General features: G+C 65.6%; 15 protein-coding genes and 1 tRNA gene. 5 read left to right on the forward strand and 11 right to left on the reverse strand.

The window, feature by feature from the left end; all coding sequences use genetic code 11:
• Positions 1-129: 129 nt before the first annotated feature.
• From dnaK to NDN16_RS19655, 4 genes are all read left to right on the forward strand, one after another.
• Complete coding sequence (gene dnaK, locus NDN16_RS19640) at positions 130-2,058, forward strand: molecular chaperone DnaK (RefSeq protein WP_251115147.1); 1,929 nt, start codon at positions 130-132, stop codon at positions 2,056-2,058.
• Positions 2,059-2,244: 186 nt separating this feature from the next.
• Entirely contained in the window at positions 2,245-3,387 is a 1,143-nt protein-coding gene (dnaJ, locus tag NDN16_RS19645; protein ID WP_353050239.1) for a molecular chaperone DnaJ, read from the forward strand.
• Between the two features lie 145 nt (positions 3,388-3,532).
• Positions 3,533-4,141, forward strand: coding sequence for a class I SAM-dependent methyltransferase (locus tag NDN16_RS19650; RefSeq protein WP_251115148.1), 609 nt, complete (start codon positions 3,533-3,535; stop codon positions 4,139-4,141).
• Between the two features lie 41 nt (positions 4,142-4,182).
• Complete coding sequence (locus NDN16_RS19655) at positions 4,183-4,812, forward strand: class I SAM-dependent methyltransferase (protein ID WP_251115149.1); 630 nt, start codon at positions 4,183-4,185, stop codon at positions 4,810-4,812.
• Here NDN16_RS19655 and NDN16_RS19660 read toward each other — a convergent pair.
• The 11 genes from NDN16_RS19660 to polA all read right to left on the reverse strand — a co-directional run bounded on the left by NDN16_RS19660 (position 4,801) and on the right by polA (position 16,742).
• Positions 4,801-6,135 carry a bifunctional folylpolyglutamate synthase/dihydrofolate synthase gene (locus NDN16_RS19660; protein ID WP_251115150.1) on the reverse strand — a complete coding sequence of 445 codons (1,335 nt, stop codon included), beginning with the start codon at positions 6,133-6,135 and terminating at the stop codon, positions 4,801-4,803. The two genes, NDN16_RS19655 and NDN16_RS19660, sit on opposite strands and share 12 nt — an antisense overlap.
• 21 nt (positions 6,136-6,156) lie before the next feature.
• Positions 6,157-7,050, reverse strand: coding sequence for an acetyl-CoA carboxylase, carboxyltransferase subunit beta (gene accD / locus NDN16_RS19665; RefSeq protein WP_251115151.1), 894 nt, complete (start codon positions 7,048-7,050; stop codon positions 6,157-6,159).
• A gap of 47 nt (positions 7,051-7,097) precedes the next feature.
• Positions 7,098-7,931 (reverse strand): tryptophan synthase subunit alpha, encoded by an 834-nt coding sequence (gene trpA, locus NDN16_RS19670; protein WP_251115152.1) that lies wholly within the window; start codon positions 7,929-7,931, stop codon positions 7,098-7,100.
• Positions 7,932-7,939: 8 nt separating this feature from the next.
• The gene (trpB, locus tag NDN16_RS19675; RefSeq protein ID WP_251115153.1) at positions 7,940-9,160 is read right to left on the reverse strand and encodes a tryptophan synthase subunit beta; all 1,221 of its coding nucleotides are present in this window, start codon (positions 9,158-9,160) and stop codon (positions 7,940-7,942) included.
• Entirely contained in the window at positions 9,157-9,864 is a 708-nt protein-coding gene (locus tag NDN16_RS19680; protein ID WP_251115154.1) for a phosphoribosylanthranilate isomerase, read from the reverse strand. Before NDN16_RS19680 ends, trpB begins: the two co-directional genes overlap by 4 nt.
• A gap of 86 nt (positions 9,865-9,950) precedes the next feature.
• Complete coding sequence (locus tag NDN16_RS19685) at positions 9,951-10,718, reverse strand: M48 family metallopeptidase (protein WP_251115155.1); 768 nt, start codon at positions 10,716-10,718, stop codon at positions 9,951-9,953.
• 91 nt (positions 10,719-10,809) lie between these two features.
• Complete coding sequence (locus NDN16_RS19690) at positions 10,810-11,235, reverse strand: DUF2852 domain-containing protein (RefSeq protein WP_251115156.1); 426 nt, start codon at positions 11,233-11,235, stop codon at positions 10,810-10,812.
• 107 nt (positions 11,236-11,342) lie between these two features.
• Positions 11,343-12,680, reverse strand: a complete 1,338-nt coding sequence (locus tag NDN16_RS19695; RefSeq protein ID WP_251115165.1) for a polyhydroxyalkanoate depolymerase — start codon at positions 12,678-12,680, stop codon at positions 11,343-11,345.
• 116 nt (positions 12,681-12,796) lie between these two features.
• Positions 12,797-13,108, reverse strand: a complete 312-nt coding sequence (locus tag NDN16_RS19700) for a DUF1330 domain-containing protein (protein WP_251115157.1) — start codon at positions 13,106-13,108, stop codon at positions 12,797-12,799.
• Complete coding sequence (gene pyrF, locus NDN16_RS19705; RefSeq protein WP_251115166.1) at positions 13,105-13,812, reverse strand: orotidine-5'-phosphate decarboxylase; 708 nt, start codon at positions 13,810-13,812, stop codon at positions 13,105-13,107. The genes NDN16_RS19700 and pyrF overlap by 4 nt, the downstream gene beginning before the upstream one ends.
• 8 nt (positions 13,813-13,820) lie before the next feature.
• Entirely contained in the window at positions 13,821-16,742 is a 2,922-nt protein-coding gene (polA, locus tag NDN16_RS19710; protein WP_251115158.1) for a DNA polymerase I, read from the reverse strand.
• A gap of 581 nt (positions 16,743-17,323) precedes the next feature.
• Here polA and NDN16_RS19715 point away from each other — a divergent pair.
• Positions 17,324-17,400, forward strand: a tRNA-Arg gene (locus tag NDN16_RS19715).
• Positions 17,401-18,189: the final 789 nt, after the last annotated feature.

Consider the following 18,189-nt stretch of genomic DNA (forward strand, 5'->3'; position numbering starts at 1 on the left):
TAGCCCTCAGCCAGCGCGACCGCCTCTTGCGGGCCGGGCGCGCGGCACCCGTATGGATAACTCACCAGGAACCGCCGCGCGGAACGCCTCAACGAGGGTCCGGGCAGTTCGCTCAAGAAGGAGACACCCATGGCCAAGGTGATCGGCATCGATCTCGGCACCACCAATTCCTGCGTCGCCGTCATGGACGGCAAGAACGCGAAAGTCATCGAGAACGCCGAGGGTGCGCGCACGACGCCATCGATCGTCGCCTTTCTCGACGACAGCGAGCGGCTCGTCGGCCAGCCCGCCAAGCGGCAGGCCGTCACGAACCCGGAAAACACCCTCTTCGCCATCAAGCGCCTGATCGGCCGCACCTACGACGATCCGCTGACGCAGAAGGACAAGGACCTCGTTCCGTACAAGATCGTCCGGTCCGACAATGGCGACGCGTGGGTCGAGGCCCTCGGCCAGAAATATTCCCCGTCGCAGGTTTCGGCCATGATCCTTCAGAAAATGAAGGAGACGGCAGAAGCCTATCTGGGCGAGAAGGTCGAGAAGGCGGTCATCACCGTTCCGGCCTACTTCAACGACGCCCAGCGCCAGGCCACCAAGGACGCCGGCAAGATCGCCGGCCTGGACGTACTGCGGATCATCAACGAGCCGACGGCGGCCGCGCTGGCCTATGGCCTGGAGAAGAACGACGGCAAGACGATCGCGGTCTACGATCTGGGTGGCGGCACGTTCGACGTGTCCATCCTCGAGATCGGCGACGGCGTCTTCGAGGTGAAGTCGACCAACGGCGACACCTTCCTCGGCGGCGAGGATTTCGACCTTCGCCTCGTCGATTACCTGGCGACCGAGTTCAAGAAGGATCAGGGCATCGACCTGAAGAACGACAAGCTTGCCCTGCAGCGCCTGAAGGAAGCTGCGGAGAAGGCCAAGATCGAGTTGTCTTCTGCCGCCCAGACCGAGATCAACCTGCCCTTCATCACAGCAGACGCTTCCGGGCCCAAGCACCTGACGCTCAAGCTGACCCGTTCCAAGTTCGAGAGCCTCGTCGAGGATCTCGTGCAGCGCACGGTGGATCCCTGCAAGTCGGCGCTCAAGGATGCCGGCCTGACGGCGGCCGACATCGACGAAGTCGTCCTGGTGGGCGGCATGACGCGCATGCCGAAGATCCAGGAAGTCGTGAAGAACTTCTTCGGCAAGGAGCCGCACAAGGGCGTCAACCCGGATGAGGTCGTGGCCATGGGCGCCGCCATCCAGGCCGGCGTGTTGCAGGGCGACGTCAAGGACGTCCTGCTGCTCGACGTGACGCCGCTGTCGCTGGGCATCGAGACGCTGGGTGGCGTGTTCACCCGCCTGATCGATCGCAACACGACCATACCCACCAAGAAGAGCCAGGTCTTCTCCACGGCCGAGGACAACCAGAACGCCGTGACCATTCAGGTCTACCAAGGCGAGCGCGAAATGGCCGCCGACAACAAGATGCTCGGCCGCTTCAACCTGGAGGGTCTCCCGCCCGCACCGCGTGGCGTGCCGCAGATCGAGGTGACATTCGATATCGACGCCAACGGCATCGTCAACGTATCGGCCAAGGACAAGGGCACCAACAAGGAGCAGCGGATCACCATCCAGGCGTCCGGTGGCCTTTCCGATGCCGATATCGAGAAGATGGTGAAGGACGCCGAGGCCAATGCCGAAGCCGACAAGAAGCGTCGTGCCGGCGTGGAAGCCCGGAACCAGGGCGAAAGCCTCGTTCATTCGGCCGAGAAGTCGCTGAAGGATTACGGCGACAAGGTCGGTGCCGATGATCGCAAGTCCATCGAGGATGCGATCGCGGATCTCAAGGCCGAGCTCGAGAAGGACGAAGCCGACGCCGAAGCCATCAAGACCAGGAGCGAGCGTCTCGCGGAAGTCTCGATGAAGCTCGGCCAGGCAATGTACGAGGCGTCGCAGGCCGAGGCCGCCGCCGGCGGCGAAGAGGCGCCGGCCGGCTCCTCCGATGGCCGGGACGACGTCGTCGACGCCGACTTCGAAGAGGTCAAGGACGACGATCGCAAGAAGTCCGCCTGAGCGGACTTCGCGCAGGCTGAAATCGGGGCCCCGGTCGCAAGACCGGGGCCCTTTTCTTGAACGAAGTTGCCGATTGGCAGCACCGCGCCTGTAGCAAGCGCCGCCGCCAATGCTTAAATCAGGGCAAGGCCCGTTACGCGGCTTTCGTCCTATTTCGACAACTTAAAATCGTGGGTTGGTGCTCAAGTGTCCGTAAAGGTCGATTACTACGAAATGCTCGGTGTCGAGAGGACATGCGACGACAAGGTTCTCAAGTCGGCATTTCGCAAGCTCGCCATGCAGTACCACCCGGACAAGAATCCGGGCGATACGACAGCGGAAAAGAAGTTCAAGGAGATCGGCGAGGCCTACGAGGTCCTGAAAGATCCGCAAAAGCGCGCGGCCTACGACCGCTTCGGCCATTCCGCCTTCCAGAACGGTGGTGGCGCCGCGGGCGGCTTCCGCTCGGATTTCTCCTCGTCCATGGCCGACATCTTCGACGATATCTTCGGCCAGATGCACGGCCAGCGGCGCGGGCGCACGAGCAATAGCGGGCGCGAGCGCGGCTCGGACCTGCGCTACAACATGGAAATCTCGCTGGAGGAAGCCTTCAGCGGCAAGACGGCCGAAATCCGCGTGCCCACCACCATCCAGTGCGAAGTCTGCACGGGCACCGGCGCCAAGCCCGGTACCTCGCCGCGCGCCTGCCCCACCTGTGGCGGCGCCGGGCGCATCCGGGCCTCGCAAGGGTTCTTCTCGGTCGAGCGGACCTGCCCCACCTGCCACGGCAACGGCCAGATCATCAGCGATCCGTGCGGCAAATGCGGCGGCGCCGGCCGCCTTCCGGAAGAGAGGAACCTTTCGGTCAACATCCCGGCCGGCATCGAGGACGGAACCCGCATCCGCCTTGCCGGAGAGGGCGAGGCCGGCCTGCGCGGCGGTCCATCGGGCGACCTCTATATCTTCCTCTCGGTGCGCAACCACGAGATATTCCAGCGCGACGGCGCGGACCTCTATTGCAAGGTTCCGATTTCCATGGTGTCCGCCGCGCTCGGCGGCGCATTCGAGGTGACGACGCTCGACGGCAGCAACAACCGCGTCAAGGTGCCGGAAGGCACCCAGGCGGGCACGCAGTTCCGCGTGCGGGGCAAGGGAATGCCCGTTCTTCGATCGAGCCAGGTGGGCGATCTCTTCATCCAAGTCACGATCGAGACTCCGCAGAACCTGTCGCGCCGCCAGCGCGAACTGCTGGAGGAGTTCCAGGAAATCTCCTCAACCGAGAATTCGCCCCAGTCCACCGGCTTCTTCTCCCGCATGAAGGAATTCCTCGGCGGCCTCGGCGACAGTTGAACGGACAATCAGGGGCGCTTGCGAAAAATTCACTTTCGCCAGGGTTCCGAATGACTACTCTCCCGCACGAGAAAGCCGGGCGGACGCTCGGCCGGAACGGGCGGAAGCGGTACCGATGCAATCCAAACAAGGAGTTTCTCCCTCCGTGCGCCGACGTGGCGTCGACGAGGCAAAATTCCTGGCGGGGTGGTTCCGCAAGCCACTGGTTACCGGCTCCATTTTCCCGTCGTCGCGCGCCTTGTGCGCCGCAATGGCGCGCCCCGTGCCGTCCTCGGCCCTTGCGCCGGGACAGGTCGTGCTTGAACTGGGGCCCGGAACAGGGGTCGTCACGCGCGCGCTGCTGGAGCATGGCGTGCCCGAAGCCAACCTGGTCCTCGTCGAATACTCGCGCGATTTCTGCGTGCTCCTGCGTGCTCGCCATGCCGCCGCGGCCGTGGTGGAGGGCGATGCCTATCGCCCCGGCGCCGCGCTGGAACGCGCCTTGGCCGGGCGCAGCGTGGCCGCCATCGTGTCCAGCCTGCCCCTGATGGCCCGTCCCGAGGACGAGCGCGAGCAGGCGCTGCGCGGGCACCTGGCGTTGATGGCGCCCGGCGCGCCCTTCATCCAGTTCACCTATGCGCTGGCGCCGCCCGTGCGCCCCGCGCGAATCGATGCCACGGCCGAATGCGCCGCATTCGTGAAGCGAAACCTGCCGCCGGCGCGCGTCTTCGTCTATCGCCGCGAAATTGCCGCCGATGCCGCAGCCTCGGCCTGAATAGCCGTTCAAACCGTGTCGAAACAGGAGCCGCTTGCCCGATGAGCGAACGGAACAGCAATGAGGCCCATGAGGCCGGGCGAATGGGAGAGAACAGGGGCGACTGGGCCCGCTTCCTCGGGACATGGCTGAAACACCCCCTCAAGATGGGGGCCGTGGCGGCCTCGTCGACGGCCTATTGCGACGAGATGGTGGCTCGGTCAGCGATCGGGAACACCGGCCGCATCCTCGAGCTCGGACCCGGCCTCGGCGCCGTAACGCGCGCGCTGCTGCGCGCCGGGGTAGAGCCGGAGCGGATCGTTTCCATCGAATATGACAGCCAGTTCGCCGCCGCGCTGAAGGCGCGCTTCCCCCGCGTCGACATCATCGAGGGCGATGGCTTCGACCTCGACAAGACGCTCGGCGACGGCGGGGCCGAGACATTCGCCACGATCCTGTTGGCGATCCCCATCGTCAACCTGCGCCAGGGCGAGCGGCAGGCACTGTTGCAGCGCTATCTCCGGCGGTTGGCTCCGGGCGGCAACCTCACCCAGCTATCCTATCTCTGGAAGCCCCCCATCGAGCCGATCGCCGGTCGCTTCTCCGTTTCCTCGTCCGACATCGTCTGGAGGAACATTCCGCCGGCGCGGGTATGGGTCTATACGCCGGCAGAGGACGGTTCAGCGCGGTGAAAGCCCGCTTGCCCGCAAGACCTCTCCGGCAAGGTAGAGCGACCCGCAGATGACGATCCGCGGCGCCGGCCGGCTGCTCCATCCGGTGGAGATCAGGCGGATGGCCTGCTCCACGCTGTCGCATGGTTCGGCTTCCAGCCCTGCGTCGTAGGCGGCGTCGGCCAGTTCGTCGGGCGACAGCCCGGCGTCGGACGTGCGCAGCGGCACGGTGAAGACATGGCGCGCCATCCCGGCAAAGGCTTCGAAAAAGCCGACCGGATCCTTCGTCGACAGCATGCCGGCGATCAGGAAAAGCGGTCTCGGGCTCCTGTCCTCCATCTCGGCGATGGCCTCGGCCACCACCGTGCCGGCGCCGGGATTATGCCCGCCATCCAGCCATAACTCCCCGCCCGGCACGGCCAGCTCGAACAAGGGCCCGCTGGATATGCGCTGCAGGCGGCCCGGCCATTCCGCCGCCGTGACGCCGGCTTCCAGGACCGGATCGGGCAGGGTGAAACCGGCTGCGCGCAAGCCCGCGATGGCCAGCGCCGCATTGGCCAGCTGGTGCCGGCCCGGCAGGCGCGGCAGGGGCAGGTCCACCAGCCCGTCCGCATCCTGGAAGACCAGCCGCCCGTGCTCTTCATAGGCCAGGAAATCCTCGCCATAGATCGTCGTCGGCGCGCCGACGCCGGCCGCCCGCCTGCGCAACGCATCGAGGGCGCCATCGTCGCCCTGCTGGCCGATGACGGCCGGAGACCCGTTCTTGAAGATGCCGGCCTTTTCCGCCGCGATCAGTTCCACCCGGTCGCCGAGATAGGACTGATGGTCGAGGGAGACGGTCGAAACCAGCGCGGCCGCCGGCCGCTGAATGACGTTGGTGGCGTCGAAGCGCCCACCGAGCCCCACCTCCACCAGGGCGGCGTCGGCCGGGTGCTCCGAGAAGAGAAGGAAGGTCACGGCCGTGAGGATTTCGAAGACGGTGATCGGGGCGCCGTCATTGGCGGTCGCGGCCCGGTGAATGGCGGCCGCAAGGGTTGCGTCGTCCACGAACCGGCCGGCTGCGCCGCGTCGCCCCAGCCTGTAGCGTTCGTGCCAGGATACGAGGTGCGGGGACGTGTGGACATGCACCGCCAGCCCTTCGGCTTCCAGCATGGCGCGGGCGAATGCGATGGTGGAGCCCTTGCCGTTGGTGCCGGCCACGTGGATGACCGGCGGTAGCCTGTCCTGCGGGTTGCCGAGCGCGTCCAGCAACCGCGCGATACGGTCGAGCGACAGGTCGAAGCCCTTGGGATGCCGCAGCATCAGTGCAGCGATTTCGGCATCCGCCAGGGTATCGTCCGTCATGTCCGGTACTTCGCAGGGCGTTCAGGCGGCTTCCGGCGCGGGCAGGGCGGGTTGGGCCGGCGCGACGGGCACATGCATCAGGATCTTGAGCAACCGGGCGATGGTCGGCTTCAGCTCATGGCGATGGACGACCATGTCGACCATGCCGTGCTCCATGAGGTACTCGGAGCGCTGGAACCCTTCGGGCAGCTTTTCGCGGATCGTCTGCTCGATCACGCGGGCGCCGGCAAAACCGATCAGGGCCCCCGGCTCGGCGATATGGACATCGCCCAGCATGGCGTAGGATGCGGTGACGCCGCCCGTGGTGGGGTTGGTCAAGACGACGATGTAGGGAAGCCCGGCATCCTTGACCATGTCCACCGCCACCGTGGTGCGCGGCAACTGCATCAGCGACAGAATGCCTTCCTGCATCCGCGCGCCGCCTGAGCCGGCGAACAGCACCAGCGGCCTGTGCAGCTCCACGGCCTTCTGCGCGGCCGTCACGATGGCCTCTCCCGCGGCCATGCCGAGAGAGCCGCCCATGAATGCGAAATCCTGCACGGCGGCCACGATCGGCTGGCTCTCGATGGCGCCGGTAGCCACGAGGATGCTGTCTTCCAGGCCGGTCTTGGAGCGATACTCCTTGAGACGGTCGGTATAGCGCTTGGAGTCGCGGAACTTCAGCGGGTCCACCGGCACCTTGGGCAGGTCGACCGTGTCGAAGGCGCCGTCGTCGAAGAAGGCCTGCAACCGCTCGCGGGCGCTGATCTTCATGTGGACGCCGGACGAGGGCACGACCCACTGGTTGGCTTCCAGATCCTTGCGGAAGACCATCTCGCCCGTTTCGGGACATTTGATCCACAGGTTCTCGGGCACCTCGCGGGGACCGAGCAGGCTGGTCAGCTTTGGGCGAACGTAATTGGTGATCCAGTTCACACGAAGGTTCCTTCGATCGATCTCTGTCGCTTCATATCGTCGCCAATTCAGGCGAAGGCAAGCCGGGCCCGCCGGACGCCGGCGGACAGGTCGCGGACGACATCCAGAACGGCATCCGCGGCCGCATCGCGATCCTTGCCCTCGGCCTCCGCCGCCTCGATGGCGGCCACCAGCGCCGAGCCCACCACCACGGCATCGGCCACCCGGCCCAGCGCCTCCGCCTGCGCGCCGGTACGGACGCCGAAGCCGACGGCCACGGGAAGATCGGTCTGCCCCTTGATGCGTGCGATGGACCGGGCGACGGCTTGCGTATCGGGCGCCGCCGAGCCTGTAATTCCGTTGATCGAGACGTAGTAGACGAAGCCGGATGTGTTCCGCAGTACGGCCGGCAGGCGCTTTTCGTCCGTCGTGGGGGTTGCGAGCCGGATGAAGTTCAGGCCGGCCTCGATGGCGGGCAGGCACAGTTCCGCGTCCATCTCGGGCGGCAGGTCCACGACGATCAGCCCATCCACGCCCGCCGCGCGCGCATCGGCCACGAAGCTGTCGACGCCGTAGATGTAGATCGGATTGAAATATCCCATCAGGATCACCGGCGTATCGCCGTCGCCCTCGCGGAAGCGGCGTACGGTGTCCAGTGTCCGGTGCAGGGTCTCGCCGCCCTTCAGCGCGCGCAGTCCCGCCTTCTGGATGGCGGGGCCATCGGCCATCGGGTCCGAGAAGGGCATGCCGAGTTCGATCAGGTCGGCGCCCGCCTCCGGCAGGCGCCGCATGACCGACAGGGTGGTGTCGCCGTCCGGGTCGCCCGCCATGATGAAGGTGACGAGGCCGGGGCGGCCTTCGCCGCTGAGTTTCCGGAACCGGGCTTCGATACGCGTCGTCATTGAAATCCTCAAAGCTCCACGCCAAGCATCGTGCCGACGGTATGGACATCCTTGTCGCCGCGGCCCGAAAGATTGACGATGATGGTCTTGTCCGGCCCCATCGCAGGCGCGAGCTTCATCGCCTGCGCGATCGCATGGGCGGATTCCAGCGCCGGAATGATCCCCTCAACCCGCGTCAGAAGCTGGAAGGCCTCCAGCGCCTCCGTATCCAGGATCGGTACGTAGGAGACCCGGCCCGTATCCTTCAGCCAGGAATGCTCCGGCCCGACGCCGGGATAATCCAGGCCGGCGGACACGGAATGCCCTTCCAGGATCTGGCCGTCGCCGTCCTGCAGCAGATAGGTTCGGTTGCCGTGCAGCACACCCGGGCTGCCGGCCGTCATCGAGGCGCAATGCTCCTGCCCGTCGAGGCCGCGCCCTCCGGCTTCCACGCCGTAGATCGCGACGTCCGGATCGTCCAGGAAGGGGTGGAACAGGCCGATGGCGTTGCTGCCGCCGCCCACCGCGGCGATGATGGCATCGGGCAGCCGGCCCTCCTGCTCCAGCATCTGGGCGCGTGCCTCCTGGCCGATCACGGCCTGGAAATCGCGCACCATCTCGGGATAGGGGTGCGGGCCGGCGGCGGTGCCGATGAGGTAGTAGGTGTCCTGCACGTTGGTGACCCAGTCGCGCAGAGCCTCGTTCATGGCATCCTTGAGGGTGCCGTGGCCGGCCGAGACGGGCTTGACCTCGGCACCCAGCAGCTTCATCCGGAAGACGTTCGGCGCCTGCCGGGCGACGTCCGTCGCGCCCATATAGACCACGCAGGGCAGGTTGAAGCGCGCCGCGACCGTGGCCGAGGCGACGCCGTGCTGGCCGGCTCCCGTTTCGGCGATGATGCGCGTCTTGCCCATGCGCTTTGCCAGCAGGATCTGGCCGAGGCAGTTGTTGATCTTGTGACTGCCGGTGTGGTTGAGGTCTTCCCGCTTCAGGAAGATGCGTGCGCCACCCAGATGGCGCGTCAGCCCCTCCGCGAAATACAGCTTCGACGGGCGCCCGGCGTAATGGGTGGACAGGTTATTCAGTTCGGCTTGGAATTCCGGATCGTTGCGCGCGTCCTCGTAGGCCTGCTGCAGCTCCAGGATCAGCGGCATCAGCGTTTCGGCCACGAAGCGGCCCCCATAGATGCCGAACAGGCCTTCGGCGTCCGGTCCGCCGCGCAGGGTATTGGGCTTGAGCTGTTCGTTCATGACGCCCGCCTTCCTTCATGAGGTTGCAATGCGGCCAGGACCGCATCGAAGAATTGGTCGATAAGGCCGATATCCTTGATGCCGGGGGCGCTTTCCACGCCGGACGAGACATCCAGCCCGGGAGGCGCCGCTTGACGGATGGCCGCACCGACATTGTCGGGCGTCAGGCCGCCGGACAGCATGTAATCGAGCCCCGCGGGAAGCCCAGCCAGCAGCGTCCAGTCGAAGGTGACACCGTTGCCGCCGGGCATTGCGGCGCCCTTCGGAGCCTTCGCATCCAGCAGCAGGCGGTCGGCGCTGCCACGATAGGACGCCACGGCCGCGATGTCGCGTGCGTCGTGCACGGACAGTGCCTTCATGACGGCAAGTCCCGTGCGCCGGCCGATCTCGGCCACGCGTTCGGGCGTCTCGGACCCGTGAAGCTGGATCGTATCGGGCCGAACGTCCCGGCGGATCGCCGCCAGAAGTGCGTCGTCCGGATCCACCGTCACGATGCTGACGGCGGCCCTGTCGCCCAGATAAGCGCGCAGCGCGGCCATCTCCGGCAGCGGGAGATGGCGTGGGCTGCGCGGAAAGTGGACGAAGCCGACCTCCGGCCCGCCGCGGCGCAGGACGGCGTCCACCGCCTCCGTCGTCCGGAGGCCACAGATCTTGATGCGCGGATGGCGCACGGCCGCTTCGTCCTTCCATGCAGAGATGATCATCGCCCATCGTCATGGGCACGCGACCCGCTTATCGCGCTGAAACGGCTGCAGGTAAACCCCCGTATCGCGTGCTCGCCGCGCCTTGTTCAGCCTTCTGCGGGAATGAACTCGATGGCCTGCAGGGCCGTTCCCTCTGCCTTAAGCCAGCGCCGGCTTTCCTGAGTGTGGGGGCATAGCGCGCGACACAGCGCCCAGAACTCGGCGCTGTGATTCATGTGCACGAAATGCGCCACCTCATGTGCCGCCAGATAATCCAGCACGGAAGGCGGCGCCATGACGATGCGGAACGAGAAGGACAGCCGCCGGTCCGCCGTGCAGGACCCCCATCGGCTGACCGTATCCTTGATGGCGATGGCGCGCGGCTGTTTCCCCACCGTCGTGGCGTGTCGCGCCACCGCGTCCATAAGGTCGGCCCGCGCCTGCCGCGCCAAAAAGTCTCGCACGCGACGGCCCATGAAGGCCGCCTCGCCGCCGACCTCCAGCACCGGACCTTCTCCATCCGCCTGCCGCAAGCGCGTCGCGCGAATGGATGGCCGGTGGACCAGCAGCAGCGTGCCGCCGCGAAAGGGCAGGCTGCCGCCATCCGCGATACGACCGGGCGGCCGGCGCTCGGTCAGCCGGCTGGCGGCCCAGCCCCTGTGCCGCTCCACGAACTCCAGCACCGTGCGGCGCGCCGTGCGCCTGGGCATGGTGACGACGATGCCCCCGGCCGGCGTCACGCGCATGATGAGCCGCTTGGCGGTCGGATGCTCGCGGAAGGACAGGGGGACGGAATGCGTATCGAGGTCCAGCCGCTCCGGCCATGGGGCTTCGCGCGCCCGGCGCTTCAGGAAAGCCGGCAGGAAAACGCCCATGGTCGTGTCGACATTGCTCCGAATCGAAAAAAGAAGGCCGCGGCGATGGTCGCCGCGGCCAGTGCGTAATGCAACAGCGAGGATGCTCGAGTCAGCTTGCGTCCACAACCGGGCCGGTGGAGCCGTTCCCGCGGCGGTCGCGCATGAAGCGGTCGAACTCTTCCTGGTCCTTGGCGCGGCGCAGTTCCCGCGCATAGGTCTCGAATTCGGCGCGGGCCTCGTCCAGCCTGCGGCGCTCCTGGTCCAGGCGCGACAGCTCGGCCTCGCGCCAGTCGTCGAAGGCCACGTTGCCGGTGCGCCCCTCGGTGAAGGGACGGCTCACGCCCGAGCGGCGGAAGCTGCCCATGAAACGGTCCGTCGAGCGGTTCACGTCCCGTCGGAACCCTTCCAGCCTGTCGCCCCAGAGGATGTAGGCGAGGACGGCGAGGCCGAGAGGCCAATAGACGATGAAACCCAGAACCATCAATGCGATGGTCGCCGGGGTCCACGCCGGGCGGATCAATGCTTGTGACGTCATGGGCTGCTCCAATCAAAGGCCGAAAACCGGTAAGCAGCCTTGCGCCGCTTCCGGTTTTCACATGGGGAGCCGATTGTGGCCGTTCAATCTTGCCGGCGTGAAAATCTTCAAGCGTTGGAATGGCTTGAAGGTGCGGCAGCCTTCTTCGTCGTCCTTTTGCGCGCCGGCTTCGATGCTGCGGGCGTCGGCTTCGATGCCGCGGGCTTCGCGCCCTGGTTCTCGGCCCGCCGCTGGCGCGCAGCCTTGCCGGCCTGGCCATGCGTCGACGCGAAGTCGATGATGCGGGGGCAGATCTCGGCACGGAACCGCGATCCGTTGAAGACGCCGTAATGGCCGACCTTGGGTTGCAGCCAATGGACGCGCATGTCGTCCGGTATGTTCGCGCACAGACGGTGCGCCGCCTCTGTCTGGCCGACGCCGGAAATATCGTCGTTCTCGCCCTCGACGGTCATCAGCGCCGTCTTGCGGATCGCCTTCAGGTCGACCGGTTCGCCGCGATGCAGGATCTCGCCCTTCGGCAGCGAATGGCGGATGAACACCTCCTCCACGGTCTGGAGATAGAATTCCGCGGTCAGGTCCATCACGGCGAGGTACTCGTCGTAGAAGGCCCGGTGCTTGTCGGCGCCGTCGCCATCGTCCTTCACCAGATGCCAGAAGAAGTCCTTGTGGGCGATGAGATGCCGGTCGAGGTTCATCGACATGAAGCCCGACAGTTGCAGGAAGCCGGGATAGACCTCGCGCATGAAGCCCGGTTGAGGAAACGGCACCTTCATGATGACGTTGTTGCGAAACCAGTCGATGCCCCTCTCTTCCGCCAGGCGGTTGACGGCGGTGGGGTTGGCCCGGGTGTCGATCGGCCCGCCCATCAGCGTCATGGAGGCCGGGACCGCAGGGTCGTCCCATTCGGACATGCGGGCCACGGCCATCAGCACCGGCACCGCCGGCTGGCAGACGGCAACGACATGGGTGTCGGGGCCAAGGAAGCGCAGCATCTCGATGACGTAGTCGACATAATCGTCCAGGCTGAACGTGCCGGCCGAAAGGGGCACCTTGCGGGCGTCCTCCCAATCGGTGATGTACACATCGGCATAGGGAAGCATCGCCTCCACGGTGCCGCGCAGCAGCGTCGCGTAGTGGCCGGACATCGGCGCCACGACGAGGATGCGCGGATCTGCCGCGCGGGCGCGGGGCAGATCGCGCTCGAAATGCAGCAGCCGGGCAAAGGGCCGCTCCCAGACGGCCTTGTCCGCGACCGGGATGCGCCGTCCGTCGACGAAAGTCTCGTCCAGGCCGAATTCGGGCTTGGCGTAGATGCGCGTGGAGCGCTCGAACAACTCGGCCATGGCCGCTGCTGTGCGCCCGAGGCTGGTGCGGGACACCGGATTGAGCGGGTTTTCGTAGAAGGCTTTGGTCGCATCGGCTACCGCCCGGAAGGGCGCCAGCATCGCATGGTTCCATTCGTAAAGCTGGTACAAGGCCCTTACCCCGCCGTAATCTCGCACCCCGCAAAATGAGCCCCAAGCGGCCGCTCGTCAACGCCCCGCCACGGCGTAGGCCGGCCCTATCCCTTTGCGGGGGCGGGAACTTCGTATCCTTCGACGATCAGAAGTTCGGCTTCCGAGACTTCCTGGCGGATCGCCTTGGCCTGCTGGTACTCGTCGCTACTGTAGCAGGCGAGCGCATCCTCGATGCTGGGAAACTCGATGATCACGTTGCGCGCGCGCGCCTTGCCTTCCAGTTCGTGGAAGGGACCGCCCCGCGCCAGGAAGCGCGCGCCGTGCCTTTGCATGGCCGGGGCCGCGGTGGCGACGTAATCCTGGTAGCGTTCCGGGTCCGTCACGTCCACGCGGGCGATCCAGTAGGCCTTGGTCATGCGACTTGCTCCCTTCGGGCGGCGGCCATTTCGGCCTTGATGGTTTCCGCGGCTCGCGCCGGGTCAGCCGCCCTTATTACCGGACGGGCAACCACCAGATGCGAGGCGCCCGCCTTCAACGCGTCGGCCGGCGTGACGATCCGCTTCTGGTCGTCGGCATCGGCAAAGGACGGTCGGATGCCCGGCGTCACGATGGCCATGCCGGGTCCAACGATGGCGCGGATCGCGGCGGCCTCGGCCGCCGAGGCGACGATGCCGCCGATGCCGGCCTCGCGCGCCTGCGCGGCCCGGCGCGCCACGAGATCGGGCAGGGGCGTGGCGTATCCCGCCTCGTCGAGGTCGGACTGGTTCATGGAGGTCAGCACCGTGACCCCCAGCACCGTCAGGCCGGACCCCTCCGCCGCGCGGGCGGCGGCGCGCATCACCTGCGGATAGGCATGCACCGTCAACATGGCGGCGCCCAGCCCGATAGCGCTTTCGACGCCCTTCTCCACCGTGTTCTCGATGTCGAGAAGCTTCATGTCCAGGAAGACCTTCTTGCCGGCGCGGGAGAGATCCCGCACCAGCGGCAGGCCGCCGGCCAGCGCCAGCTGGAAGCCGATCTTGTAGAAGGAAACCGTATCGCCGAGGCGGTCCACCATGGCCTCGGCCGCGGCGCGGTCGGGAAGGTCCAGGCCGACGATCAGCCGGTCGTCTGCGGGCAGGATGGCGGTCAATGGGCTTCTTCCCAGTTGGCGGCGGCCCGCGCGTCCACGACGAGGGGCACCGATAGTGTCACGACGGGGTCGGCGGCGTTCTCCATGACGCGCCGGACCAGCGGGATCGTCTCCTCCACCTCGTCTTCCGGAACTTCGAAGACGAGTTCGTCATGAACCTGCAGCAACATGCGGGCCGACAGGCCTGCGGCGGCGAGTTCGCCCTCCATGCGGATCATGGCGCGGCGGATGATGTCGGCTGCCGTGCCCTGGATCGGGGCATTGATGGCCGCGCGCTCGTTGAAGGCGCGGACGGACGGGTTGGAATGGCGGATGTCCGGGTAGTGCGCCCGGCGACCGAACAGGGTTTCCACATAGCCATCGGCTTTCGCGCGCGCCTTCGTCGCGTCCATATAGTTGCGGATACCGGGGAATCGCTCGAAGTAGCGCCGGATGTACAGCCCTGCCTCTTCGCGTGGAATGGATAGCTGCGCCGCAAGGCCGAAGGCCGAGATGCCGTAGATGATGCCGAAATTGATGGCCTTGGCGCGCCGGCGCACAGAAGGCTCCATGCCCTCTACCGGCACGCCGAACATTTCCGACGCAGTCATGGCATGGATGTCGATGCCGTCGCGGAAAGCCTGCGCCAACTGCGGAATATCGGCCATATGCGCCAGGATGCGCAGTTCGATCTGGCTGTAGTCGGCCGAGACGAGGCGGGTGCCGCCCTGTGCCACGAAGGCGGTGCGGATCGCGCGTCCTTCTTCGGTGCGCACCGGGATATTCTGCAGGTTCGGCTCGGAGGACGAAAGCCGCCCGGTGGTGGTGGACGCCATCGAATAGGACGTGTGGATGCGCCCTGCCGCATCCATGTGCAGCGGCAGGGCGTCGGTATAGGTGCCCTTAAGCTTGGTGATCTGCCGCCAGTCCACGATGTGGCGGGGCAGTTCATGACCCTCGGCGGCCAGATCTTCCAGCGTGCGGGCGTCGGTAGACCATTGGCCTGTCCGCGTCTTCTTGCCGCCGGGCAGGCCCAGCTTTCCGAACAGGATTTCGCCGAGTTGCTTGGGCGATCCGGGGTTGAAGCTTTCGCCCGCCAAAGCGTGGATATCGGCCTCCAGCGCCGCGGCCTTCTGGGCGAATCGGCCCGACAGGCGCGACAGGATCTGCCGGTCCACCTTGATGCCGCGCTGCTCCATCCGCGCCAGGACGGGCACCAGCGGCCGCTCGAGCCGTTCATAGACATGCGCCAGCCCGTCGGCGACGAGGCGTGGCTTCAGCACCTCCCACAGGCGCAGCGTCACGTCCGCATCCTCGGCGGCGTACTCGGTGACCTTCTCGACCGTGCAGGCGGCGATGGCCCTGGCACCCTTGCCGCTGCCGCACAGCTCCTTGTAGCTGATGGGCTTGTGGCCGAGGAAACGTTCGGACAGTTCGTCCATGCCGTGCCCGTCCAGCGAGGACGAGGCGTCGAGCGCATAGGAGATCAACATCGTATCGTCGAAGGGGTGGATGGCGATGCCGCGCTGGAGCATCACCAGGTAATCATACTTGAAGTTCTGTCCGATCTTCAGGATCGCCGGGTCGGTCAACACCGGCGCCAGGCGGGCGAGGGCTTCCGCCTCCCGCATCTGGACGCCCGGTCCGGATGCGGTGTCGCCGCCACCGAGGAGATCGCCTTCGCCCTCTGCCACATGCGCCAGCGGGATATAGGCCGCCTCGCCGGGCGCAACGGCGATGGCAAGGCCGACGATATCGGCTTCCATGGCGTCGAGCGCGGTCGTTTCGATATCGAATGCCAGAAGGCCGGTCTCGTGCGCGCGGCCGATCCAGCGGTCCAGGGTTTCGACGTCGCGGATCGTGGCATAGGCGCTGCGGTCGAAGCGCGTATCGGCCATGTCGGCCATGCGGCCCGCGGCGAAGGCGGCGGGCGTCAGCGGCAGATGGGCGTCGCTCTTCTCGCCGCCCGGCGTGCCGCCGGGGTCGAGGTCGGGCCCGCGTGCCGGGGCCGTCACGTCCACCTCCGCGGCCGGCACCGACGCCGCTTCGGTTCCCAGCTTCGCGGAGACGCGCCGCGTCAGCGTGGTGAACTCCATCGCCTTCAGGTAGCCGATCAGCTTTTCACCGTCGGGCTCGCGTATGGAAAGGTCCTCCAGCGGCACGTCGAGCGGCGTGTTGTCGTCCAGCGTCACCAGGCGCCGGGACAGCCGCGCCTGTTCGGCGAATGCGGACAGGTTCTCGCGGCGCTTGGCCTGTTTGATCTCGCCGGCCCGGGACAGCAGCGTTTCAAGGTCGCCGAATTCCTCCAGCAATTGCGCCGCTGTCTTGGGGCCGATGCCCGGCACGCCGGGAACGTTGTCGGAGGTATCGCCCACCAGTGCCTGAAGGTCGATCATCTTCTCCGGATAGACGCCGAACTTCTCGAACACCTCGGCCGGGCCGAGGCGCTTGTCCTTCATCTGGTCGTACAGGGTGACGCAGGGCCCGACGAGCTGCATCAGGTCCTTGTCGGACGAGACGATGGTCACGTCGCCGCCTGCCTCCAGCGCCTTCTTCGTATAGGTGGCGATCAGGTCGTCGGCCTCGAAGCCCTGCTTCTCGATGCAGGGCAGGTCGAAGGCGCGCACCGCCTCGCGGATCAGGGCGAATTGCGGGACGAGGTCTTCCGGCGGGGCAGGCCGATTGGCCTTGTAGCTATCGTAGAGGGCGTTGCGGAAGGTCGTGGAAGAATGGTCGAAGATGACGGCGAAGTGCGAGGGCACGACGCCGACCGAGGTGTCCTTGGTTTCCTCGACCAGCTTCCAGAGCATGTTGCAGAAGCCGGACACGGCGCCGACTGGCATTCCGTCGGATTTGCGCGTCAGCGGTGGAAGCGCGTGGTAGGCCCGGAAAATATAGGCCGAGCCATCGACGAGGAAGAGGTGATCGCCCTTTTTCATGCCCTGCTCGTACTCCGCACCGAGGCTCCGTGTCCATGCACGGCTCCGGCTTTACCCCATCGGGGGGGTTTGGCGAAACGAGTTCTTAACCGTCGTCGCACTTCAGGGATTGACGCGGAAAAAATCCAGCATCTGCAGGGCTTTAGGGTATCTCTTGGAGACTCTGCGTAACGTATTACGAAAACGTAATCCGAATTATCACGCAACTGTGATCGGGCGGTCTTGAACCGTCCGGTGGGAAGGCGCATTTTATCCACAACGACGCGATGTTCACAGGCGTCGTGGTTCGGCCTCAAGCTCGTCCCCCGCTTAGAGCCGAATTCGTGGAGCGGATGATCCCAATCCCCCTCTCGGGATATCCGCTTATAAAGAGAGAGCCGTCGCGACAATCCCCCTCCAGTCCGCGACGGCTCTTTTTTATGCCTGTTCACAGGAAATCACCACATTTCACGCTGCGGTGTTGCCGTCACGCCATAGCGCCTACCCCTTTCGCGCTAGGCCGTTGATCGGCCCGCCTCGGGAAATTTCCTGGCCCGTCTTCTTGTCGCGGCCGAAGGGATAGGCTAGGAGTGCGGCTCTGCGCACCCGTAGCTCAGCTGGATAGAGTGCTGCCCTCCGAAGGCAGAGGTCACAGGTTCGAATCCTGTCGGGTGCGCCAAAACCGCCGATTGCCCTCTATTGCCGCCGATAGCCGCGAAAGTACGCCCGCGCAAAGAGCGTGAGTCGGCGCTTGCGCGAGAAGCGTAGAAACGGCGGTGTTTGGCGGTGAAAAAGCTCGAATCGCTTCCGGCCAATTGGTCGATTTTGACCCTGACAGACGTGGTTTATGGGGCACTAAACGACCGCTATGCGCCCCATCTCGGTCGTTCACGGCACGCCTTAAAATTTCTAGAAGCGGACATCAGGCCAGCTATGTGAGATTTCGCTCAACGATGGAGGTGACTTCCAGAGATGCTCGAAAACGATCATGGCTCGGTCCGCCATGGGTCGTCTCCTTGCCTTTGGTCCTTGTTACGTGCCGTCCGCAAATTTGGTAGACCGCGAACGACGGAGTCTGCGAAAGGCACACTCAAAACGTACCGAATGAGAAACAACGAAGGTAATGGACGGATCAGGTATCACTGAACGATCGTTCGAGCGTCGAAGACAGTGCTGGCCTGGATTACGACGCGCCGAAGCCGAAAGTTCGCAATGCGCAACCGGCAAGAACTTGGCGTCGTCCCCGTTGTTAGAAGAGCAAGCGACATGGACGCGCGGAGTAACGAATGCTTACGATCCTTTAGCGCCTACAAAATACGAAATTGCGAAAGATGCAATGACAGATCCGACTGCACCGAGCATCAGCGAGATAAGTACGTACGCTGCAATGATCGCTGTGTCCGACTTCCTCGTTTGAATTTTTAGATCGTGTCCCATGGAGTGGTGTAGCTGGATTTCATAGCCATCG

This window comes from Aureimonas altamirensis, from assembly GCF_023702225.1.
Classification (GTDB): Bacteria; Pseudomonadota; Alphaproteobacteria; order Rhizobiales; family Rhizobiaceae; genus Aureimonas; species Aureimonas altamirensis_B.